Here is a 20,743-nt window from a genome sequence, read left to right as displayed (position 1 = left end):
TTCGAAGGCTGAAGCGGCTGGGGAAGTGGATGAGTTGAGGCTGGTTCTTCCGGGGTCAGGCCGTGGCGCGGCGGACGTCGATGTTGCCGTGCCGGGTGCGGGCGCGGACCTTGACGGTGTCCTCGGTCTTCTCCGGGGTCTCGGACACGGTGAGCGTGTTGCGCACCTGGCCGGAGCCCGAGCTGACGTCGAGCCAGGCGGCCGTGCCCTCGCGGACGCCGACCTCGATGGCACCGTAGGAGGTCTCCAACTGAATGGTGCCGCGGGCCACTTCGCCCACGCGCAGGGTGCCGTGGGCGGTGGTGGCGGTGACCGAGTCCTCGGCGCGCCGGATCTCGATGTCGCCGTTGGCACCGCTCACTCGCAGCTCGCCGGTCGCGGCGCCGACGGTCGTGGTGCCGTGCGAGTTCTTCAGGACGGCGGGGCCGTCGACCAGGCCGACGCGCAGGCTGCCGGAGCTGGTGGTGATCTCGGCCAGGCCCTCGACCCGGTCCACGGTGATCGAGCCGTGCGACGCGGTCAGCTTCAGCGGGCCGGTCGCATCGAGGCGGACATCGCCGGACGAGGTCTTCACGCGGACCTCGCCGAGCCGGCCCTCGCCGAGCACCTGGGCCCAGGCACCGGTCATGTCGATGCGTGAACCGGTGGGCAGTTCGACCGTCACGTCGACGGTGCCGGTGCGGCCGAACAGATTGGACTTGGGCGTCCTGACGGTCAGTACGCCGCTCGCGTACGTGACCTCGGTCTGGTCGGCCGCCCGCACGTCCAGGTCCTTCCTGAGGTCGCGCGGCTGCACCTCGACGACGGTGGCGAGGCCGTCACCCGCGGTGAACTGGATGGAACCGGCCTCCACGCGCGCGGTGACCGAGATCGGTTCGGGAGTGTCGAAAGAAGGCATGGCTGTCCCGTCCTCTTGGGTCTTCGGGACGTCCCCGCTGGTGGGACGTGTTGTGGGTGAAGTGGTGCGGCGGGGGCGCGGCTAGCGCACCCAGCCCGTGAAGCTCTGTCCGATGGTCCGGGTCTTCTCCGTCGTACGCGGCCGGGTGCCGCCGTCGACCGCGGCCGACACGGCCCGCACCAGCCACGCGTTGACCGATAGGCCCTCGCGGCTCGCGGCCTCCTCGGCGCGCGCCTTGAGGTGGGCCGGCAGACGCAGATTGACGCGGGCGGTGCCGCCCTCGTCACCGTCGGCGGGCGCCTGCGCCTTGAGTGGTTCGACAGACGCGGCCGGCTCCGCGGGGGCACCACCGTCGGCAGGCGGTGGTGTCACCACGAAGTCGGGGTCGAGCCCTCGCAGCCGTACGTCGACCGAGCCGGGGGCGATTTCGCGGGTGATCTCATCCATCGCGGCGGAGAGCACATTGAGCATGGTCAGCCGGGCCGCCGACTCCAGGGGGGCGGTGAGCCTCTCGGCCAGCTCGCGGGCTTCGTCGCCGCCGGCTTCAGCGGCCACCGCGAGTTCGCGGCGGAGGGTGTCGACATACGGAGTGAGGTCCATGACGCCATGATGGCACCACAATGGCGCCTTGCGCAACCTGCAAGGCGACTCCTCCGTGCCGAGATCTGGCGCAATCACTCTGAGCTGCGGAAATGCACTGTTGTCAGCTTGGGCCAATGTGGCGCCACGGGGGTTTCGGCACTAACGGTGGCACCGATGCGGCACCGCCTGGCGCCACCCCGGCACCAGCCGTGGAGCACGGGCCGTCTCGTGCAGGACCTGCTGGTGAACATGCTCGGCAACGCCACGGCCTCGTGCGGGATGGTGACGCGCCTGGCCCAGCTGCAGGACGCCGGGGTCTACCGGGACGAGCAGTCAGCCCTGGCGAAGGCCTACTGCGCCGTGCGGATGCACGAGAACGCGGGGTGGGCGCGGGAGCTACTGGCAAGCTGCACCTCGGCTACGACGAGGTCGCGGGTGCCCGAGGCGAACCCATGCGGTCGCAGCACTAGCCGTTGTGGTGCGGGGGCGCACCGAGGTGCGCCGAGCTCCGCCCCACGCGCCCTTCCCCACAGGTTCACCGGCCCCGCATGCTGAAGGGCGCACGGCGACAAGGAGCCGGGCGCGGCGTATCGGACCGGACCGGTCCGCGCAGGGAGGGCGTCATGGAGCAGGCAGCGGATCAGGGGCCTTCCGTGCAGGAGGTCGGAGCGTGGTACGACCGCTTGGGGGGCCTGTACAGCCTGACGATGGGCGACAGCATGCACCTGGGCATGTGGGACGACGGGGTGCGCCCGAAACCCGGGCGGACGCTGTCGGCGGACGAGGCGTGGCAGGAGCTGACAGCGGCGCAGGACCGGTGGACCGACGAACTGATCGACGAGCTCGCCCTCGGGCCCGGGCAACGGGCGCTGGACGTGGGCTGTGGCACCGGACGGCCCACGGTGCGTCTGGCCCATGTCTCCGGCGGGCATGTCCTCGGCATCACCGCCAGCAGCGCCCAGGTAGAGCAGGCCCGCGACCGCGCCGCACGCGCCGGCGTCGCCGACCGCACCGAGTTCTTGCAGGCCGACGCGATGAACCTGCCGTTCGAGGACGCGTCGTTCGACGCCGTGTGGGCGATCGAGTCGTTCGCCCACTTCGCCGACCGCCCCCGCGCTCTGCACGAGGCCAGGCGCGTCCTGCGTCCCGGTGGCCGGCTCGTCCTCGCGGACTGCTTCGAACACGTCCCGTTCACCGACCAGGACGTGGCGCTCTTCCGCGCAGGCTTCGCGCTCGCTCCCCTACCCGGCTCCCTCGACGACTACCCGACCCTCGCCCAGCAGGCCGGCTTTACCATCGACCGCGTACGTGACAGGACCGGCGACTTCACACCCACCTACCACCTGATCCCCCAGATCTTCGCGGCACGTCGCCGGCAGATCGAGGAACTCCTGGGTACCGACCTCGCCGCGCAACTGGACTCGGCCTATCCGCTGATCCTCGACCTGTGCCGGGACAAAATGGGCTACGTCATGGTCCGTGCTGGCAAACCTGCCCCGTGATCGCCACGCTCGCGCAGGCGAAGGCGGCGGCCGCGCAGCCAAAGCAGGCGACGGCGGCCCTGCCCGCGCAGATACGCACCACGCTCGCCGGGGTGGACCGGGCCACTCTCACCGGGAAGCGAAACGCCCCGGTGCTGCTCGGCTTCGACACGGCGGCCCGCGTCTCCGAACCGGTCGCCCTGGACCTCGCCGCCGCCGTGGAGACGGAGCTCGGCTCCGACGTGACCGTGTACCGGAAGAAAGTCCACAAGCACACCACGAACGCCGTCCTGTAGGGCACCGACCCGGGCAGCTGCCCCGTCCGCGCGCTGTGCACCTACCTCGCCGCCCTCACGGACGCCGCCAGGCCGCCGTCACCCACGCGGCCGCCATACGGCGCGCACGAGCTGACCGCGCAGGGGCACCGCCGCGTGAGGCTGCGCTCAGGACGTTCGGCAAGACGGCGTGACCGGTGGCAGCGGGATGGAGGCAAGCGGGGCGCGGTCAGAAGTGCTGCTGGAGCCAGATCGCGACAGTGCTGGTGGCCAGGGTGCCGGCGCCGTAGCACAGGCCGCGTACGAAGTGGCTTGCGGCGGGCCGCCGCTGGGGCGACCCACCTGCGCAGACGGGACACGCGCAGGCGATGTGCGGGGGGGTGGGGGCGTGGCCATAGTCCTCGGGAGATTGTTCGCGGGTGGCCGTGGTGCGCCCGGTTTTCGAAAGGACCTTTTTTTGTGGACACGTATGCGGATCTGGTGTTTCTCGGCGGGCGGGTGGTCACGGTCGATGCGGAGTTCTCCGTTGCCTCGGCTTTGGCGGTGACCGGTGGGGTCATCAGTGCGTCGGTGGGCGGGACGACATCGCGCCGCTCGTCGGACCCGGCACCCGCGTCGTCGACCTGCGGGGGGGGGCGACGCTGCTTCCCGGTATCAACGATTCCCATCTGCACGGATGCGCCTTCGGCATGGCGACGCCGCCGCTCTCCCTCGACCTCGGCCATCCCGCCGTGTCCTCCCTCGCGGATGTGGCCGAGGCGGTACGGGAGGCCGTCGGGCGGGTTCCAGGCGGGCAGTGGATCACGGGGCACGGCTGGGACACCGGTTATCTCGACGAGTGCGTCTCCGATCCGTCGCGGCTGCCCTCGCGGCGCGACCTCGACGCCGTGAGCCCGGACCACCCCGTTGTCCTCTACTCCTTCTCCGGGCACGCCACCTGGGTCAACTCCAAGGCACTGGAGCTCATCGGGATCGGCCGGCGCACCGTCGCGCCGCCCGGCGGGGCCATCGTCGTGGACGAAGCCGGGGAGCCGACCGGGCTGCTCCACGAGGGGGCCCAGGCCCTCGTCCAGAACGCGCTGCCGCCGCTCAGTCGGCAGGAGCGGACCGACGCGATCAGGTCGACCCTCGCCACGCTCGCCCGGCTCGGCGTGACCAGCTACACCGAGCCCGGGCTCGGCCCCGGCGGCGTCGGCATCATGCGGGGCGCGCTCGGCGCGGAGACCCTCGACGTCTACCGCCGGCTGCTGGCCGACGGCGAACTGACCGCCCGCGTCGGCGTCCTGCTCCTGCCCACCGGAATGGCGAGCACCACCGAGGAGTTCGCCCGCACCCTCACCGCCCTCGACGAGTTCGGCGACGCCGATCCGCGCCGCCTCGTGATCCACGGGGTCAAGATCTTCGCCGACGGCATCGTCCCCAACAAGACGGCCTGGATGCACGAGCCGTACGTCGGCGGCGGCTGCGGCTCCCTGTGCGTCGGCGGCGAGACCGACACCGAGCGGACCGCCGAGATCGACGCCATGATCCGGCGTGTCCACGCCGCCGGGCACCAGCTGGGCGTCGACGTCACCGGCGACCGGGCCATCGACACCGTCGCGGACGCCTTCGCCGCGGCCATGGCCGAGCACGCGCGGCCCGGCCGCCCACGGCCGTCATGCGTCGCAGCCGGTGGTGCGGCTGACCGACTCCCACGCGAGTGTCTCGGCGTACCGACACCACGGTCCTGCGCAGGTCGTACGGGCCTCCGGTGAGCACTATCTCCTCGGACGGACGGCGGAGTGCGGCCGCGCCGAGCTCGGGAAGGGTTCCGTGGTCGACGTCACCGCTCTCCTTGTCACTGAGTACGTACGGGACTCCTCGGTCCGGTCGTCGAAGGCGTTCCGGGTACGCCACACTGTGCAACGAACCACGGGGCGTCGGCGGTGCCCAACCGCGCCGGCCGATGGTCCGGGTGCCGCGCGGGCATTGCCCGGGCCGTCAGAATGGCGGTCCGGGCCGGGAATCACCGGTGCCAGTGCGTGGGGCGGCTGAGCGAGGGCGGGAGTTTCGTCGCCATGTCGCCCCTGGCCGCGTTGAGCTGGGCCTGGGTGAGGAAGAGACTCCCGCTGAGGTCGGCGCCTGACAGGTCCGCGTCCCGGAAGTCGGCGCCGATCAGATCGGCCAGACGCAGATCGGCACCGGTGAGGTCCGCTGCGATGAGGTACGCACCTCGCAGATCGGCGCCCTGCAGATCGGCGCTCTTGAGCCTGGCTCCGATGAGGTCGGCGCCGCGGTGGTCGCGCTTCTTCCTGCGGGGAGCAGTGGCTCGTACCAGTTCGCTGGTACGGAGCAGGAGGGCAGCGACGTCGTCGCGGTGCCCTGCCACGTCCAGTTCCGTGAACGCGTCCGCCGGGAGGTGGGTGAGGCGTTCCGTCTCGTCGAGGCTGCGCCGGATCTCGCCGTGGAGGGAGCGCGCCGGTTCCAGGGACAGCGCTTCCGTGAGGTACCAGAGGAGTTCATGAAGCTGTCGCATGACCGGGAACACCTGAAACATCTGCTGGGCGGTCTGCGGTGCCCTGCGCCAGTCCTGCCCGTGGAAGGTCTCGCCAGAAACCTTCTGGCCGGCTCCGAAGCAGTCGTACACGGTACAGCCGGGGAAGCCCTGGGTCCGTAGTCGGGTGTGAATACCGCAGCGGAAGTCCTCCTGCAGATTGCGGCAGGGCTTACCGGCATCCTTGTTGATCGCGAAGTCTGCGGACCGGGTGAGGGTCAGCGCGACGCAGCACAGCCCGAAACAGTTCGCACAGTCGGCGCGCAGCGGGGCGCGGTCGGGGCGGTCGGCGCCGGGTCCCTGGACGTTGTCAGACACGGTGCGTGCATCCTCTGGGGTATGTAGCTGTCGGACGGTCGACCCTATCGGGATCCGTCACCCGTAACGCGCCGATTTCGTGATCGCTCTCTGACACCCCGGTCACCGTAACGTCCGTTTCGCCCTGTTCCTTTGGCGAAAAGAGCCTCTCTTCATGCCTGTACGTACGATGTCTTCCGTCTGGCCCTTCTCCGCGTCGTACCGCGGCCCGCTCATCCGCAGACTGATCGTCGCCCTTCTGCTTCCGCTGCTCACCGTGGCGGGCAGCGCACTGTTCGCCCCTGGTACGGCACTGGCAGCCCCAGGCGTCGCACCGTCGACCGCTCCCGCGCTCCCGGCTGTGTCCGCTCCGGATGCCCCGTGCACCAGCAGCGACCCGGTCGTCTGCTCGATCCGGGAGGTCCCGCGGTGCTGGGCATGCATCACGCGGTGAAGGCTGCGCTGGACCCGCACGGCATTCTCAATCCGGGCAAGATCATCGGCGGGGCCGGATCGTCGGCGTCCGGTGAAGGGGACGTTCCGTCGCGGGGTAGCCAGGGGCATTGGGCGCGGCGGGGCCGCCGACCCGGTCGAGACGGCCAATGCCTCTCGCCCGAACGTTGTCAGTGGGGTCATGCACACTGGCGGCAGTACGGCACGGCGAAGGGGACGCTGATGGGCACCGAGCACGAGACCGGCTTCGAACCGGCCACCGGGGACGGCCCAACGGTTCTGGAAACGGGCGGAAGGCGCGCCGCTTCGGTGCGGACGGCATTCGAGGGAATGCTGCAGATCCGGCGCCTGACGAACACCGGACACGCGGACCCGGAGGGCGTACCCGCACAGTGGGAGACCCACCGGCCGATACGGGCCGTCGCCCTGGCCCTGGAGGCATCGGGCCTGGCTGCCTCGGCCGTTGACGAATCCGGACTGCGCACGGCGACCGGGTACCGCCTGGAGCAGGGCGAGGCGCCGGGCAGCGTCAAAGTCGAATGGCTCGGTCCGCCCGGCAGTGGGGCCGCCCATGCGGAGGAGGGCGAGCTGGCGCGGTGCGCGGACGTGCTGCGGGGGTTGGGCTGGACGGTGTTGTTGTACCGCGGGCCGCGCCGTCGAAGATTTCTGGAGGTCGAACCACCGGCCGGTACACGACGGCCGAACGGCGGCTGGTAGGCGGCCCGGCGCCGCTGTGGAAGGGCGTTGTCAGACCCATGGGGGATGCTGGTGGGTCCGACACCTCTGACCGGGAGATGCTGAGATGCGCAATGACGAACTCGCCGCGGCCCAGGCGTATGTCCGACTGCTGGAGGCCACTCGGGCCGCGCTCGCGGAGCCGGACGAAGGCCCCTTGTATGTGCCACTGCTCGCCTCTCCGATTGCCGAGGCCGATGGCGCGCTGGAGCGTGCGGGGCTCTGCGGCAACGAGTCCCGGTTCTTCGATCTCGTACGCTCGCTTCAACCGAGCATGTCCGGTAGTGGTCGCTGAACGCACCTGCTGATCGACATCGCAGTCGCGGTGTACTCCAGCGCCGGGCGGACCGGGTAGGCCGGCCCCGTGCGGCGTGCGGCGTGCGGCGGACGTGACCGCCGTCGTGCCATCACTCTTCGCCTCGTCGCGACTGAGCGCCACCAAGCTCTGCACGAGCCGACGGACCGGGCACTTTGCGGATCACCACAGTGGTCAGTCACCTCTGCGGGGGTGCGCTTCCCCTGCATGATGAATTGATTCAAGCGGTGCAAGAGAACTCACCCGGCCGCTTGACTGGAGGCTGGCGACAAACCTAGCGTGCGTTGAAGATGAAACGATTCACATCCTCCGAACGACTAGTGGTCGCTGGATGACTCCGCTTGCGAGGTGTTCATGTCTGATGTGTCGGCCGTCAAGGCAGCTCTGAAGTCCCAGGTGATCGAGACACCGTCGTGGGGGTACGCAAACTCCGGGACTCGATTCAAGGTGTTCGCGCAGCCTGGAGTGCCGCGCGACCCGTTCGAGAAGCTGGAGGACGCTGCGCAGGTGAACGCGTTCACGGGAGTGGCGCCGAAGGTGTCGTTGCACATTCCGTGGGACAAGGTCGAGGACTACTCCGCGCTGACCCGGCACGCCGCGGATCTCGGGCTGCGGATCGGTGCGATCAACTCCAACGTCTTCCAGGACGACGACTTCAAGCTGGGTTCGGTCACGCACCCCGAGCCGAAGGTGCGCCGCAAGGCCACGGACCATCTGTTGGAGTGCATCGACATCATGGACGCGACCGGGTCTCGCGATCTCAAGCTCTGGTTCTCCGACGGCACGAACTACCCCGGGCAGGACGACATCGTGGCCCGCCAGGACCGGCTTTCCGAGGCACTGTCCGAGGTGTACGAGCGGCTGGGGGCCGACCAGCGGATGCTGCTGGAGTACAAGCTCTTCGAGCCCGCGTTCTACACGACGGATGTGCCGGACTGGGGTACGGCGTACGCGCACTGCCTGAACCTCGGTCCGAAGGCCCACGTGGTCGTGGACACCGGGCACCACGCGCCGGGCACCAACATCGAGTTCATCGTGGCGTTCCTGTTGCGTGCGGGGAAGCTCGGCGCGTTCGACTTCAACTCCCGGTTCTACGCGGACGACGATCTGATGGTCGGGGCCGCCGATCCGTTCCAGTTGTTCCGGATCATGCACGAGGTGGTCAAGAACGGCGGTCTGAAGTCCGAGACGAACGTCAACTTCATGCTCGACCAGTGCCACAACATCGAGGCGAAGATCCCCGCCGTGATCCGTTCGGTCGCCAATGTGCAGGAAGCGACCGCCAAGGCGTTGCTGATCGACATGGACGCGCTGGGCGACGCGCAGCGGTCCGGCGATGTGCTGGCCGCGAACGGCGTCCTGATGGACGCGTACAACACCGATGTCCGTCCGCTGCTCGCCGAGGTGCGTGAGGAGCTCGGCCTGGCCGGGGATCCGTTCGCCGCATATCTGGCCTCGGGCAATCAGGAGCGCATCGCCGCCGCCCGGGTCGGTGGTGAGCAGGCCGGCTGGGGTGCCTGAGCCCCCGTCCCCTCCCCCGTACCCACATGACCCCCGACTCCGAAGGAATCTCATGACGTCCGCGACGCACGCCGAAGTCGCCGCGCTCCTGGAGCGCGCCCACCGCATCGGCTCCGACGCCCGCAACACCAACTACGCAGGTGGCAACACATCGGTCAAGGCCACCGACACCGACCCGGTCACCGGTGGCGAGGCGGAGCTGCTGTGGGTCAAGGGGTCCGGTGGCGATCTCGGCACGCTGGCCGAGGCCGGTCTCGCCGTGCTGCGCCTGGACCGGGTGCGTGCGCTCAAGGACGTGTATCCGGGGGTGGAGCGCGAGGACGAGATGGTGTCGGCGTTCGACTACTGCCTGCACGGCAAGGGTGGTGCTGCTCCGTCCATCGATACGGCGATGCACGCGCTGGTCGAGGCCGCGCACGTAGATCATCTGCACCCGGACTCGGGGATCGCGCTGGCGTGCTCCGCCGACGGTGAGAAGCTCACGGCGGAGTGTTTCGGCGACAAAGTGGCCTGGGTGGGCTGGCGCAGGCCCGGATTCCAGCTCGGTCTGGACATCGCCGCGGTCAAGGGGGCCAACCCGCAGGCCGTCGGTGTGATCCTCGGCGGCCATGGCATCACAGCCTGGGGCGAGACGTCCGCGGAGTGCGAACGCAACGCACTCTGGATGATCCGCACTGCCGAGACGTTCCTGGAGCAGCGGGGCGGGGCGGAGCCGTTTGGCCCCGTGTGGGCCGGCCGGGAGGCCCTCGCCGAGGAGCAGCGCCGGGATCGGGCCGCCGCGCTCGCCCCGCTGATCCGCGGTCTGGCCTCCACCGACCGTCCGCAGGTGGGACATTTCACTGACACGGGGCCCGTGCTGGACTTCCTTTCCCGCACCGAGCACCCGCGGCTCGCCGCGCTAGGCACCTCGTGCCCGGACCATTTCCTTCGTACGAAGGTCAGCCCGCTGGTCCTGGACCTGCCCGCGGACGCGCCCCTGGACGAGGCGGAGGCACGTCTGAAAGTGCTTCACGGGGAGTACCGGGAGGCGTATCGCGCGTACTACGAGCGTCACGCAACCCCCGACTCCCCCACGATGCGCGGCGCGGACCCGGCGATCGTGCTGGTACCCGGGGTCGGCATGTACTCCTTCGGCAAGGACAAGCAGACTGCCCGGGTCGCCGGGGAGTTCTATCTCAATGCCATCAATGTGATGCGCGGCGCCGAGGCTGTCTCCTCGTACGCGCCGATCGAGGAGTCCGAGAAGTTCCGGATCGAGTACTGGGAGCTGGAGGAGGCCAAGCTGAGCCGGATGCCGGAACCCAAGCCGCTGGCCACCCGGGTGGCGCTGGTCACGGGCGCGGGGTCCGGAATCGGCAAGGCCATCGCGCACCGGCTGGTCGCGGAGGGTGCGTGTGTCGTCGTCGCGGACCTCGACGCGGAGAACGCCGCCTCGGTGGCGCAGGAGCTCGGCGGCCCCGACAAGGCCGTCGCAGTGACGGTCGACGTGACCGTCGAGAAGCAGATCGTCGGGGCGTTCAAGGCCGCAAAGCTCGCGTTCGGCGGTGTGGATCTCGTCGTGAACAATGCCGGAATCTCGATCTCGAAGCCGCTGCTCGAAACCACGGCCCGGGACTGGGATCTTCAGCACGACATCATGGCGCGCGGCTCGTTCCTGGTCTCGCGCGAAGCCGCCCGGGTGATGCGGGCGCAGAAGCTCGGCGGCGACATCGTCTACATCGCTTCGAAGAACGCGGTGTTCGCCGGCTCGGACAACATCGCCTACTCGGCGACCAAGGCCGATCAGGCTCACCAGGTGCGACTGCTGGCGGCCGAGTTGGGCGAGCACGGTATCCGGGTCAACGGCATCAATCCCGACGGTGTGGTGCGCGGTTCGGGGATCTTCGCGGCCGGCTGGGGCGCCCAGCGCGCGGCAACGTACGGCATCGAGGAGGAGAAGCTCGGCGAGTTCTACGCCCAGCGGACCCTCCTCAAGCGCGAGGTGCTCCCGGAGCACGTCGCGAACGCCGTCTTCGCGCTGACCGGCGGGGACCTCACGCACACGACCGGCCTGCACATTCCCGTCGACGCCGGCGTGGCCGCGGCGTTCCTGCGATGACCCGGATGAGATTTCCATGTCTGTGACGTCACGAAGCGACACGGTCTTCGCTGCCGTGGACCTCGGTGCCACCAGCGGCCGGGTGATCAACGGCCGGGCCGGGCCCGAGAAGCTGGTGCTGACCGAGGCGCACCGCTTCCCCAACACTCCGGTCCGGCTGCCGGACGGGCTGCGGTGGGACGTCCTCGCCCTGTACCAGGGGATGCTGGACGGTCTGCGGACGGCTGCGCGCAGCGGTCCGGTCGCCTCGATCGGTGTCGATACCTGGGCGGTCGACTACGGCCTTCTCGATGCCGACGGGGCGCTGCTCGGGCTGCCGTTCCACTACCGCGACAGCCGTAACGGCAAGGCCGCCGAGCAGGTGCTGGCCAATTGCGCGGCGCAGGAGCTCTATGCCGTAAGCGGGTTGCAGCATCTGCCGTTCAATACGGTGTTCCAGCTCGCCGCGCATCGTGCGAGTGCCCAGTGGGGTGCGGCGCGAACAATGCTGTTGATCCCCGATCTGCTGGTGCACTGGCTGTCCGGCACGGTGGGCGCGGAGATCACCAACGCATCGACGACCGGCCTTTTCGATGCATCTGCCGGGATCTGGTCCGATGGGCTGATCGACCGACTGGGTCTGGAGCGTTCCTGGTTTCCGCCGTTGCGTGAGCCGGGTGACCCGGCGGGGACACTCCTGGCGCATGTCGCCGAGTACACCGGTCTGCCGGCCGGTACTCCGGTGACGACCGTCGCCTCGCACGACACGGCGTCGGCGGTCGCCTCGGTGCCCGCGACCGAGCCCGGATTCGCTTATGTGTCCTGCGGTACCTGGTCGGTGGCAGGGCTGGAACTGACTGCTCCGGTGCTGACGAAGGAGTCCCAGGCGGCGAACTTCACCAATGAGCGCGGAGTGGACGGCACCGTCCGCTATCTCCGCAACATCATGGGCATGTGGCTGCTCGAGGAGTGCCGCCGGGCCTGGGCCCGGCAGGGTACGGCTCCGGGCCTGGCCGAACTGCTCGCAGAGGCGGCCCGTGCCCGGCCGTTCGCCGCGGTGATCGACCCCGACGACGAAACGTTCCTCGCGCCGGGTGACATGCCGTCGCGCATCGACGCCCATCTCGTACGTACCGGGCAGGTGCCCCCCGAGAGTCCCGGCGGTTATGTGCGATGTCTGCTGGAGAGCCTGGCGCTGGCTCATAGCAGAACGCTGCGGCAGGCCGCCGGGCTGGCGGGGCGGGAGCTGACCCGCGTCCATCTCGTCGGCGGGGGTTCGCGCAACGAGCTGTTGTGCCAGTGGACCGCGGATGCCACCGGGCTCCCCCTCACTGCCGGCCCTGCCGAGGCGACCGCGCTCGGCAACATCCTGATTCAGGCACGCGCCCATGGGCTGGTGGGCGACCTCATGGACATGCGGCGACTCGTCGCGCAGACCCAGGAATTGCGCCACTACGCCCCGCAAGGAGATCAACGGGCCTGGGACCGGGCTGCCGCGAGGCTGGAGCAGTCCTGAATCCCGGGCTCCTCACCGGGGAGCCAGAGAATCCGGGCCTCTTCGGCGAAGCCCGGGCCCTCGTTGGAGGACGAAGGAAGGAATCTCATGACTGATGTCTCTCCCGCCGTGCTCGGCGGCGCGCTCGCCCGCACCACGCGTCGCCGTAACCGTATCGGTCTGGTCTCCGGTGGACTCGGTGCGTACTGGCCGCAGTTCCCCGGTCTCCTCGACCAGCTGCAGGAATCCGCGCGCTTCGTGACCGGGCGGTTCGAGGAGATGGGCTGCGAGGTCGTCGACGCCGGCTTCGTCTCCGACCCGCAGGAGGCCGCCAAGGCGGCGGAACAGTTGCGCAGGGCCGACTGCGACCTCGTCGTGACGTTCCTGACGACGTACCTCACGGCCTCGATGGTTCTGCCGATCGCCCAGCGCACCCACACTCCGGTGTTGGTCATCGACCTCCAGCCGACCGAGGCGATGGACCACCCGAACACCGACACCGGCAAGTGGCTGGCGTACTGCGGACAGTGTCCGCTGCCCGAGATCGCCAATGTGTTCCGGCGCAGCGGTATCCCCTTCCGCTCCGTCTCCGGCCATCTGCACGACGAGAACGCCTGGAACCGGATCCGCCGCTGGATCACCGCCGCGCAGGTGCGCGGCGCGATGCGCCACGGCCGGCACGGGCTGATGGGCCATCTCTACCCCGGGATGCTCGACGTCTCCACCGACATGACTCTGGTCTCCACCCAGTTCGGCGGCCATGTCGAAGTCCTCGAATTCGACGACCTACGGATCCGGGTCGCCGCCGTGACGGACGAGCAGACCGCAGAACGCGTCGCGCTCGCGCGTACGGTTTTCACCCTCGACGACTCCGTCGACGAGGACGATCTCGCCTGGGCCGCCCGGGTGTCGGTCGGACTGGACCGGCTCGTCGAGGACTTCGAGCTCGACAGCCTCGCCTACTACCACCGCGGTCTGGAGGGCGAGATCCATGAGCGGCTCGGCGCCGGTATGATCCTCGGCGCGTCGCTGCTGACCGCCCGAGGCATTCCGATGGCCGGTGAGTACGAGCTGCGCACCAGCCTCGCCATGCTGATCGCCGACACCATCGGCGCCGGCGGCTCCTTCACCGAGCTCCAGGCCCTCAATTTCCGCGACCGGGTCGTCGAGATGGGCCACGACGGTCCCGCCCACCTCGCGATCAGCTCCAAGGATCCGCTGCTGCGCGGGCTGGGGGTGTACCACGGCAAACGCGGGTGGGGCGTCAGCGTCGAATTCGACGTCAGGCACGGTCCGGTCACCGCATTCGGTATCGGTCAGGAAGCGGACGGCAGCTTCACGTTCATCGCCTCCGAGGGCGAAGTCGCCCCCGGTCCTCTGCTGGAGATCGGCAACACCACCTCCCGCGTCGACTTCGGCTTCGACCCCGGCGAGTGGACCGATGCCTGGTCCGCGACCGGCATCGGCCACCACTGGACGCTCTGCACGGGCCATCGTGCCAAGGTCCTCAAGGCCGCAGCCGGCCTTCTCGGCATCCCCTTCCGTACCGTCACCGGTCCCAACGACCTCTGAACCAGTCCGAAGTCCTGGTCCGTCTCAGTCCTCCTTCCGATCCAGGCCGAGTTCACAGTCGCCCAGCGGTGCGAAGAAGAGCGCCACATCGGCCTCGGTGACCTCGGCCAGATCCGCCGGGCTCCACCGCGGATTGCGGTCCTTGTCGATGATCTGGGCACGCACGCCCTCCACCAGGTCGGGTCTGGTGAAGGCGGTGCACGATGTCCGGTACTCCTGGTCGAGCACCGCCTCCAGGCTGCCGAGCCCGCGGGCCCTGCGCAGGGCGGAGAGAGTCACTTTGAGCGCAGTGGGCGACTTGGCCAGAATCGTTTCGGCGGCCTGCTTGGCGGCGGGGACACCGCTGTTGTCGAGCCGGTCGAGGATCTCCTCGACGGAGTCGGCCCGGTAGCAGAAATCGATCCACTCGCGGTGCTCCGCCAGTTCACCGCCCGGCGCGGGTGAGGCGTACCGCCGCACCGTCTCCTCGATCTCGGCGGAGGTGCCGCAGGCGGTGAGCGCCGTGGTGAGTCCGGCAAGGCGCTGCGACGGTACGAAGTGGTCGGCGAGCCCGCACAGCAGCGTGTCACCCGCGCCGATCACACCCGCGGTGAGCGCCAGATGGGTGCCGAGCTCACCCGGCGCGGCACCGAGCAGGTGTGTCCCGCCCACATCGGGGACGAAGCCGATGCCAGTCTCGGGCATCGCGATGCGCGAGCGTTCGGTGACGATGCGGACATCGCCGTGCGCCGAGACACCGATGCCGCCGCCCATCACGATGCCGTCCATGATCGCGACGTACGGCTTGGGGAATCGGGCGATACGGGCGTTCAGCCGGTACTCGTCACGCCAGAAGTCCATCGATGTGCCGCCGCCCGCGCGGGCGTCGTCATGGATCGAGCGGATGTCGCCGCCCGCGCAGAGGCCGCGGTCCCCCGCTCCGGTGATCAGGGCCGCGATGACGGCGTCGTCGCACTCGGCTTCGGCGAGTGCTTCGTCGATGCGCAGCACCATGGCGTGATTCAGCGCGTTGAGGGCGCGCGGGCGGTTGAGCGTGATGTGCCGGATGCGTCCCTCGGTGTGCAGCAGAACGGGATCGTCGTGGTTCATGAATGCGCTCCGGTCAGCCCCTGTGCCGTATCGCCCGCCGATCACGGACGATCTTCCGCTGCCATTCTGCGGGGCGGGTTCCGGGCTCGGGCAGCAGGGGTGGGCAGGGCCGCCGGACCGTCCTTCGGCCCTGATTATTCCGGGCGCCCGCTGTGGCAGTCCGCCGGAACTGGCTCGACAATTGAGGCGCCCCGTACGGGCCACGCCGCCCGGCAGCCCCGCCGGACGATCTCCGGAGCAGGAATGACCGATCACGACCGGCCGGTGAGCGCGGCGGGGACTACGTGTGGTGCGCGCCGGGCATTTCGCGGTGCTCACTCCGGAGGTGTTGCGTGAGCCCGTCCGGGGATGCCGGTGCCGCTCTGTCGGCGCGAATTGTTTATCGTCGAGGACGCCGGGATGTGCGCCTGCGCAGCCCGAGCCGGGCAAAAAGCCCAAGTGCGGTTTCCGGCAAGGCTGTCGGCGCAGGCACAGGCTCGGGCGCCGGGGCAGGACCGGAGACTGGGACGGGGACAGAGACGGAGACCGGGGCGCGTTCGGCCTCGGCGTCGGGTTCGCTCACAGACCCGTCCCCGCTCTCGAGCTCGAGCCCGAGCCCGATCTTGTTCCCGGGAACCCCTCCTGCGACCGCAGCCGGTCGACCTCCTCCCGGCGGACCCTCGGCCTTCCCCCGCCCTGCTGCACCAGCACCCGGACCAGACCCGCATGCACGGCGATGGCGAACTCGCCACGCTTCAGCTGAAGTTCCTGGGCCGCCGTGCCCACAGCCATCGTGCTTGCGGTCTGCGCGCACAGTTTCGGTAACAGCCATGATGCCCTCCCCCATGAGAATCCATGAGAACCGATTACTCTCTGTGAGCAGAGTAACTCGTGTAAGACATCGCCCGCCCGGCCTGTGGATAACTCCCGCGTCCGGATCAGGTCCGACTGCTGCCTTCGTCTCCCGTCTGCCGCGCGGCGACACCGAGGTGCTCTCCGACCCTGTTCACCAGCAGCGTCATCTCGTACGCGACCTGGCCGACGTCCGCCTCGGCCGCGCTCAGCACGCACAGGCAGCTGCCCTCGCCTGCGGCCGTCACGAAGAGCAGTGCCTCATCGAACTCCACCATGGTCTGCCGGGCCTTTCCGGCCCGGAAATGGCGTCCCGATCCACGGGCGAGGCTGTGCAGCCCGGACGAGACGGCGGCGAGATGCTCCGCGTCCTCACGTGCCAGGCCCGTGCTCGCCCCGGTCACCAGTCCGTCGTTGGACAGCACCAACGCGTGCTGTATGTGCTCGACCCTGCTCGTGAGATCGTCAAGGAGCCAGTCGAGTCCCCTGTCCAGCGCCATTTTCCCGCTCCTCCCCGCTCATACGTTCCCCGTGCCCCACGTTTCGCGTAAGCCTTGCGCACTGGTCACGTACGGGCAAGCATTCCTCCGTCATGTGGCTTGTCCTCGGCGCGCAACGGAAGAGCACCGGGAGGGTCAGCTCACCGAGTCGAGGAGCCGGGCGGTGTACATCCGGCCGGCGTACTCGACCACGCGGATCAGGACTTCCTTGCCGGAGTCCCGGTCCCGCACGTCACACAGGACGACAGGCGTGCTGGCCTCGAGATCGAGGGGCACGGGACACCTCGCGTTCGCCGTAGGCGCGGGCGCCCGCGAGGCAGTTGACCGCGACGACGAACGGGATGCGGCTCGCCGAGCTCGGAGACAACCGCAGCCGCTTCTCCGATGCTCGCGGTCTGCAGGCATACGCCGGCTCCTCACCCGTCACCGGAGCCTCCGGGAAGAACTCGAGCATCACCGCCGGTGGGTGAAGAACGACCAGCTCAATCACGCCGGCTGCCTCTGGGCCTTCGCCGCCATGGAGCATGCGCCGGACCCCGTCCCTCTCCGCTCTCAAGTCCCCTGTCATTGAGGACATGAAGGCGCTGATGGCACGTTTCAAGCGCCGCATTTGACCCAACAGCCATGAACGGGACGCTGAATACTTCGGGGCGGCTCCGTGAAGTCGCTCAGGACCGACAGGTAACCGAACAGCGGATCACTAACGTCCGCTTCATGAAACACATATGCAGAGCAGCCGGGCTCGCCCTCTCGCTGCTGCTTCTCGTGCTGGGCATCGGCGCTCAGGCCGCGTCCGCGCATGTCACGCGCGAGCATGCGGAACTCGTGGTCGCGCCCGGTGACGACGTCACCAGCGGCCGCCTCATCGTGCACAACGCCGTCGTGGCTCCCGAGCAGGCCGGTGCGTGGGCGGGCGGGCTGCTCTCGGCCCCCTGCCCGACCACCGGCTCGGGCGTGCCCGGCGACAACGGCGGCGTGCCCGGCGGCGTCGTCATCGAGCTCGCGTGGAGCTGCCACGTCGACGCGCTCGACCTGAGCCCGCTCATCGACAAGGGAGGACTGACCCAGGTCGTTGTCGAGTTCGACGGCACGGCGGTCGACGCCTCTGCAGCAACCCCGGTCGTCGACGTCCATGGCGCGCACGCCCTGCCGTCGTTCCCCTGGCTCACCGTCGCGCTCGTCACGGCCGCCAGTGTCATTCTGCTACTCGCCGCCTGGCGACTGCCGTTCCTCGTCCGCGGACTGCGCCGTACCCGGCGGCGCTGGCAGCTGGCGACCGCCGGAGCCGTCGCGCTGTCCTTCCTCGCGCCCCACGCGGCCTTCGCCGACGACAGCGCGGATCCGGTCGACACCGTCACCGTCGAGGGCACCGTTTTCAAGGACCGCAACGGCAACGGCGCACGGAACAAGGGCGAGCAGCCCATGCCCGGCATCGACGTCACCGACGGCGCCGTGTGGACCACCACCGGCGCGGACGGTTCGTACAGCCTGCAGATCGACCCGAAGCGGCGCGAGACCGACCTCGTCAGCATCGTCTCGCCCGACGGCTACACGCCCGCGCTGCGCAAGGACTACATCCCGCAGTTCTTCCACAAGGTCCCCGAAACCGGCGGCAAGGACATCGACTTCGCGCTCGTACCCGACCGCAACGCCTCGGACCCCACCGAGAAGTGGGTCATGAACTCCGACACCGAGGTCAGCAACACCTCCGATGCCCAGGCCCGGGGCGCCCTGCCCCAGTGGACCGGCCAGGTTCAGGCGATGTCCGAGGTCGACGGCGCGACGATGCAGATCGCGACAGGCGACCTCACCGTCACGGACTACGCCGACGAGCCGCGCCGCCAGGGCGGGTACGACATGTTCAGCAAGGGCCTCGAGGAGGGGCGGCTCGGTCACCCCTTCTACCCGGTGATGGGCAACCATGACTTCGGCGGCACGGCGACCTCCCAGGGATACGCCGGCAGCATGGAGTACTACCGCCGCAACCTCGCCCCAGAGTGGTACAGCTTCGACCGTAACGGCCGCCATATCGTCGTCCTCGAGGACAACTACGACGCGAGCGGGCTGAAGCCGCAACTGGAGTGGCTGCGCCAGGACCTCGCCCGGCACGCGGTCGGCAAGCAGGTGTTCGTCTTCGCCCACCGCTCTCTGTTCACCCAGTGGGGCCCGGGCGCCGGTATGCAGCCGACGATCGACGAGCTCGCCAAGTACGACGTACGGATGGTCGCCGCCGGTCACAACCAGCAGGCCGAGTTCCGGCGCGGCGCCTTCAATCGGTCCGTCGAGATCAACAACCAGGGCACGTACGGGATCGACGGTGCCCGTCCCGACTACAAGGTCCTCGACTTCAGCGCGATCACGGACGATCCGCGCACGCCCCGGAACGAGGACACCGGCCATGTGACCGGCATCCACCGACAGTTCACCATCGATGACGACGCCGCGCTGGTCAGCCCCGCGCAGGGCAGCGTGCACGGTGCCAAGGCCGCAGTGCCCGTCGAGGTGTACGCGGAGGACGACGGCCGCACGCCCGCCAGGGCGGTGCTGACCGTCCGCAACACCCAAGGGCACCTCGTGAAGCGTGAGGGCGTACGCTTCGCCAAGGGGGCGTCCCGACCCGGCATCGAGAACTGCTACACACCGCCCGGCGGCACGCCGGAGCCCTGCCCCGATGCACGCGGCGCCTGGACGCGGGCGAGCGGCACACTGCACGGGCTGCGGCCCGGTACGTACACCGCCGAGTCGGTCGTGTACGACACCCGGGGCAAGCGGTTCCCCGTCGTGAAGAACACCTTCGAGATCGTGCGCGACTCCGAACTTGCCGAGCCCAGGTCCGGGCAGGACTGGCTGCGGCAGGGCGGCGACGAGGCCGGGCGGTCCGCCAGCGGCGACGAGCCGGGGGCGAAGCTCGACCTCAGGTGGGCCCGCCACACCGGCGAGCAGTTCAACCTCAACGGGTCGGTGGTCGCGGACGGAAAGCTCATCGTCTCGTCCCGCGCCTTCGACTCGCCGTACAGCATGATGCTCGCGTACGACATCGCCTCCGGGCGTGAGCTGTGGCGTACGTACCTGGACGGCGACGCCGAGTCGGCGCCGACGCTCCACGGCGGCAAGGTCTATCTGACCACCGGCGTCGGCCGGATCTACGCACTCGACGCGGCGAGCGGCCGCATCGTGTGGGAGTCGATCGACCGAGAGGAGACCCACGGGGACACCGTGCGTCGCTACGGCCGCGCCGGCGGACCGGTCAGCGTCTTCGCGCTCGCGGGCGCGGACCACCGCTCGGTCGCCGTCTACCAGGACGCCAACACGGTCCGCTGCCGGGACGCCGAGACCGGCGGCAAGCTGCCCGGCGGCTTCGGCGCCGCGTTCTCCTGGGGACAGGCCCACAGCACGGTGATCCGCGAACCCGGCTCCAACACCGCCTACCTGCACTCCATGTCGAGCAACACCGTCATCGCCATGGACCTCGCGACCTGCACCCAGCTGTGGGTGAAGGACACCGCGGGCGACATCGACAGCCACTCCTCGCCCGTCCTGACCGACCCGGCCACGGGCGAGGCGAAGCTGGTGACGTTCACGGCGTCCGGCGTCCGCGAGCACGACCCGAAGACGGGCGCGGTGGCCTGGGAGTCCAAGCTGGGCGGCGGCAGCATCTGCGAGCCGGGGCGCGCTGCACTCACCAGCCCGGCCGTGTGGGGCGACATCGCCTATGTCGCGGGCCGGGACGGTGTCGTACGCGCCTATGACACGAGCGCGACCGATCCGTCGAAGCCGGTGTGGGAAACCAAGTCCGGCTATCTGGCGGGGGAGAGCCCGCTGGACGACAAGTGGCGGGTCGCCATGGGCTGTTCAGCCGGTGACGGCTCGCCGACCATGCACCCGCTGGTCACGAAGTCCCATGTGTACGTCGGGACATGGGACGGTCGCCTGCTCGTCCTGGACCGGGCAAGCGGGACGCAGGTCGCCTCGTACAACCTCGGCGCGGGAGTGGCCTCGGCCCTCTCCGTGAGCGGGGACTGGGTCTTCGCCCTCACGGACGACGGCACGGTCCACGCGCTCGCCTCACGCCGGAAGTAGAGGGGAAG

Annotated in this window: 17 protein-coding genes and 3 pseudogenes; 12 read left to right on the top strand and 8 right to left on the bottom strand. The window is 69.5% G+C overall.

Going from position 1 to position 20,743, the window contains the following annotated elements; translation table 11 throughout:
- Positions 1-55: 55 nt before the first annotated feature.
- Together ACZ3IC_RS24590 and ACZ3IC_RS24585 are read right to left on the bottom strand one after the other, a co-directional pair.
- Positions 56-898 carry a DUF4097 family beta strand repeat-containing protein gene (locus tag ACZ3IC_RS24590; protein ID WP_467419212.1) on the bottom strand — a complete coding sequence of 281 codons (843 nt, stop codon included), beginning with the start codon at positions 896-898 and terminating at the stop codon, positions 56-58.
- Between the two features lie 81 nt (positions 899-979).
- Positions 980-1,498 carry a toxin-antitoxin system HicB family antitoxin gene (locus ACZ3IC_RS24585; RefSeq protein WP_467419209.1) on the bottom strand — a complete coding sequence of 173 codons (519 nt, stop codon included), beginning with the start codon at positions 1,496-1,498 and terminating at the stop codon, positions 980-982.
- A 605-nt stretch (positions 1,499-2,103) separates the two neighbouring features.
- Here ACZ3IC_RS24585 and ACZ3IC_RS24580 point away from each other — a divergent pair.
- From ACZ3IC_RS24580 to ACZ3IC_RS24570, 3 genes are all read left to right on the top strand, one after another.
- Positions 2,104-2,982, top strand: coding sequence for a class I SAM-dependent methyltransferase (locus tag ACZ3IC_RS24580; RefSeq protein ID WP_467419208.1), 879 nt, complete (start codon positions 2,104-2,106; stop codon positions 2,980-2,982).
- Positions 2,979-3,257, top strand: a complete 279-nt coding sequence (locus ACZ3IC_RS24575; RefSeq protein WP_467419206.1) for a hypothetical protein — start codon at positions 2,979-2,981, stop codon at positions 3,255-3,257. The genes ACZ3IC_RS24580 and ACZ3IC_RS24575 overlap by 4 nt, the downstream gene beginning before the upstream one ends.
- Positions 3,258-3,655: 398 nt before the next feature.
- Positions 3,656-4,990 (top strand): amidohydrolase, encoded by a 1,335-nt coding sequence (locus tag ACZ3IC_RS24570; protein WP_467419204.1) that lies wholly within the window; start codon positions 3,656-3,658, stop codon positions 4,988-4,990.
- Here the strand turns inward: ACZ3IC_RS24570 and ACZ3IC_RS24565 are convergent.
- Both ACZ3IC_RS24565 and ACZ3IC_RS24560 read right to left on the bottom strand, forming a co-directional pair.
- Positions 4,944-5,090: pseudogene (locus ACZ3IC_RS24565) on the bottom strand (radical SAM protein); the annotation flags it as partial. The gene ACZ3IC_RS24570 and the pseudogene ACZ3IC_RS24565 sit on opposite strands and share 47 nt — an antisense overlap.
- 151 nt (positions 5,091-5,241) lie before the next feature.
- Entirely contained in the window at positions 5,242-6,087 is an 846-nt protein-coding gene (locus tag ACZ3IC_RS24560) for a pentapeptide repeat-containing protein (RefSeq protein WP_467419202.1), read from the bottom strand.
- Between the two features lie 154 nt (positions 6,088-6,241).
- Between ACZ3IC_RS24560 and ACZ3IC_RS24555 the strand changes: the two genes are divergently transcribed.
- The 7 genes from ACZ3IC_RS24555 (at position 6,242) to ACZ3IC_RS24525 (ending at position 14,235) form a co-directional block, all read left to right on the top strand.
- Positions 6,242-6,520, top strand: a complete 279-nt coding sequence (locus ACZ3IC_RS24555) for a hypothetical protein (protein ID WP_467419200.1) — start codon at positions 6,242-6,244, stop codon at positions 6,518-6,520.
- 221 nt (positions 6,521-6,741) lie between these two features.
- Positions 6,742-7,236 carry a hypothetical protein gene (locus tag ACZ3IC_RS24550; protein ID WP_467419261.1) on the top strand — a complete coding sequence of 165 codons (495 nt, stop codon included), beginning with the start codon at positions 6,742-6,744 and terminating at the stop codon, positions 7,234-7,236.
- Between the two features lie 85 nt (positions 7,237-7,321).
- Positions 7,322-7,549 carry a hypothetical protein gene (locus ACZ3IC_RS24545; protein WP_405682167.1) on the top strand — a complete coding sequence of 76 codons (228 nt, stop codon included), beginning with the start codon at positions 7,322-7,324 and terminating at the stop codon, positions 7,547-7,549.
- Positions 7,550-7,924: 375 nt separating this feature from the next.
- The gene (rhaI, locus tag ACZ3IC_RS24540; RefSeq protein ID WP_467419197.1) at positions 7,925-9,091 is read left to right on the top strand and encodes an L-rhamnose isomerase; all 1,167 of its coding nucleotides are present in this window, start codon (positions 7,925-7,927) and stop codon (positions 9,089-9,091) included.
- A gap of 52 nt (positions 9,092-9,143) precedes the next feature.
- On the top strand, positions 9,144-11,189 hold the full coding sequence (locus ACZ3IC_RS24535) for a bifunctional aldolase/short-chain dehydrogenase (RefSeq protein WP_467419194.1): 2,046 nt from the start codon (positions 9,144-9,146) through the stop codon (positions 11,187-11,189).
- A gap of 16 nt (positions 11,190-11,205) precedes the next feature.
- Positions 11,206-12,684: a rhamnulokinase gene (locus ACZ3IC_RS24530; protein WP_467419193.1), complete on the top strand. Its 1,479-nt coding sequence runs from the start codon at positions 11,206-11,208 to the stop codon at positions 12,682-12,684.
- Between the two features lie 87 nt (positions 12,685-12,771).
- Positions 12,772-14,235, top strand: a complete 1,464-nt coding sequence (locus ACZ3IC_RS24525; protein ID WP_467419191.1) for an arabinose isomerase — start codon at positions 12,772-12,774, stop codon at positions 14,233-14,235.
- A gap of 24 nt (positions 14,236-14,259) precedes the next feature.
- Here the strand turns inward: ACZ3IC_RS24525 and ACZ3IC_RS24520 are convergent, their stop codons facing one another.
- The 4 genes and pseudogenes from ACZ3IC_RS24520 to ACZ3IC_RS24505 all read right to left on the bottom strand — a co-directional run.
- On the bottom strand, positions 14,260-15,324 hold the full coding sequence (locus ACZ3IC_RS24520) for an enoyl-CoA hydratase/isomerase family protein (protein ID WP_467419188.1): 1,065 nt from the start codon (positions 15,322-15,324) through the stop codon (positions 14,260-14,262).
- A 558-nt stretch (positions 15,325-15,882) separates the two neighbouring features.
- Positions 15,883-16,095, bottom strand: coding sequence for a DUF6397 family protein (locus tag ACZ3IC_RS24515; protein WP_467419186.1), 213 nt, complete (start codon positions 16,093-16,095; stop codon positions 15,883-15,885).
- Between the two features lie 146 nt (positions 16,096-16,241).
- Positions 16,242-16,655, bottom strand: coding sequence for a roadblock/LC7 domain-containing protein (locus tag ACZ3IC_RS24510; protein WP_467419185.1), 414 nt, complete (start codon positions 16,653-16,655; stop codon positions 16,242-16,244).
- Positions 16,656-16,790: 135 nt separating this feature from the next.
- Positions 16,791-17,001: pseudogene (locus ACZ3IC_RS24505) on the bottom strand (ATP-binding protein); the annotation flags it as partial.
- A gap of 1 nt (position 17,002) precedes the next feature.
- Between ACZ3IC_RS24505 and ACZ3IC_RS24500 the strand changes: the two are divergent.
- Together ACZ3IC_RS24500 and ACZ3IC_RS24495 are read left to right on the top strand one after the other, a co-directional pair.
- Positions 17,003-17,187: pseudogene (locus ACZ3IC_RS24500) on the top strand (transposase); the annotation flags it as partial.
- 182 nt (positions 17,188-17,369) lie between these two features.
- Positions 17,370-20,735, top strand: coding sequence for an outer membrane protein assembly factor BamB family protein (locus ACZ3IC_RS24495; protein WP_467419183.1), 3,366 nt, complete (start codon positions 17,370-17,372; stop codon positions 20,733-20,735).
- Positions 20,736-20,743: the final 8 nt, after the last annotated feature.

This window comes from Streptomyces sp. NPDC002958 (assembly GCF_055563255.1).
Note: the sequence above shows the minus strand (reverse complement) of the source record. Positions and strands in the feature narration are given on the sequence as shown.

What these genes read in the sequence shown, in the direction of transcription:
- ACZ3IC_RS24590 (WP_467419212.1), bottom strand. Translation starts at nt 898, where the DNA reads ATGCCTTCTTTCGACACTCCCGAACCGATCTCGGTCACCGCGCGCGTG.
- ACZ3IC_RS24585 (WP_467419209.1), bottom strand. Translation starts at nt 1,498, where the DNA reads ATGGACCTCACTCCGTATGTCGACACCCTCCGCCGCGAACTCGCGGTG.
- ACZ3IC_RS24580 (WP_467419208.1), top strand. Translation starts at nt 2,104, where the DNA reads ATGGAGCAGGCAGCGGATCAGGGGCCTTCCGTGCAGGAGGTCGGAGCG.
- ACZ3IC_RS24555 (WP_467419200.1), top strand. Translation starts at nt 6,242, where the DNA reads ATGCCTGTACGTACGATGTCTTCCGTCTGGCCCTTCTCCGCGTCGTAC.
- ACZ3IC_RS24550 (WP_467419261.1), top strand. Translation starts at nt 6,742, where the DNA reads ATGGGCACCGAGCACGAGACCGGCTTCGAACCGGCCACCGGGGACGGC.
- ACZ3IC_RS24545 (WP_405682167.1), top strand. Translation starts at nt 7,322, where the DNA reads ATGCGCAATGACGAACTCGCCGCGGCCCAGGCGTATGTCCGACTGCTG.
- rhaI (WP_467419197.1), top strand. Translation starts at nt 7,925, where the DNA reads ATGTCTGATGTGTCGGCCGTCAAGGCAGCTCTGAAGTCCCAGGTGATC.
- ACZ3IC_RS24535 (WP_467419194.1), top strand. Translation starts at nt 9,144, where the DNA reads ATGACGTCCGCGACGCACGCCGAAGTCGCCGCGCTCCTGGAGCGCGCC.
- ACZ3IC_RS24530 (WP_467419193.1), top strand. Translation starts at nt 11,206, where the DNA reads ATGTCTGTGACGTCACGAAGCGACACGGTCTTCGCTGCCGTGGACCTC.
- ACZ3IC_RS24525 (WP_467419191.1), top strand. Translation starts at nt 12,772, where the DNA reads ATGACTGATGTCTCTCCCGCCGTGCTCGGCGGCGCGCTCGCCCGCACC.
- ACZ3IC_RS24520 (WP_467419188.1), bottom strand. Translation starts at nt 15,324, where the DNA reads ATGAACCACGACGATCCCGTTCTGCTGCACACCGAGGGACGCATCCGG.
- ACZ3IC_RS24515 (WP_467419186.1), bottom strand. Translation starts at nt 16,095, where the DNA reads ATGGCTGTGGGCACGGCGGCCCAGGAACTTCAGCTGAAGCGTGGCGAG.
- ACZ3IC_RS24510 (WP_467419185.1), bottom strand. Translation starts at nt 16,655, where the DNA reads ATGGCGCTGGACAGGGGACTCGACTGGCTCCTTGACGATCTCACGAGC.
- ACZ3IC_RS24495 (WP_467419183.1), top strand. Translation starts at nt 17,370, where the DNA reads ATGAAACACATATGCAGAGCAGCCGGGCTCGCCCTCTCGCTGCTGCTT.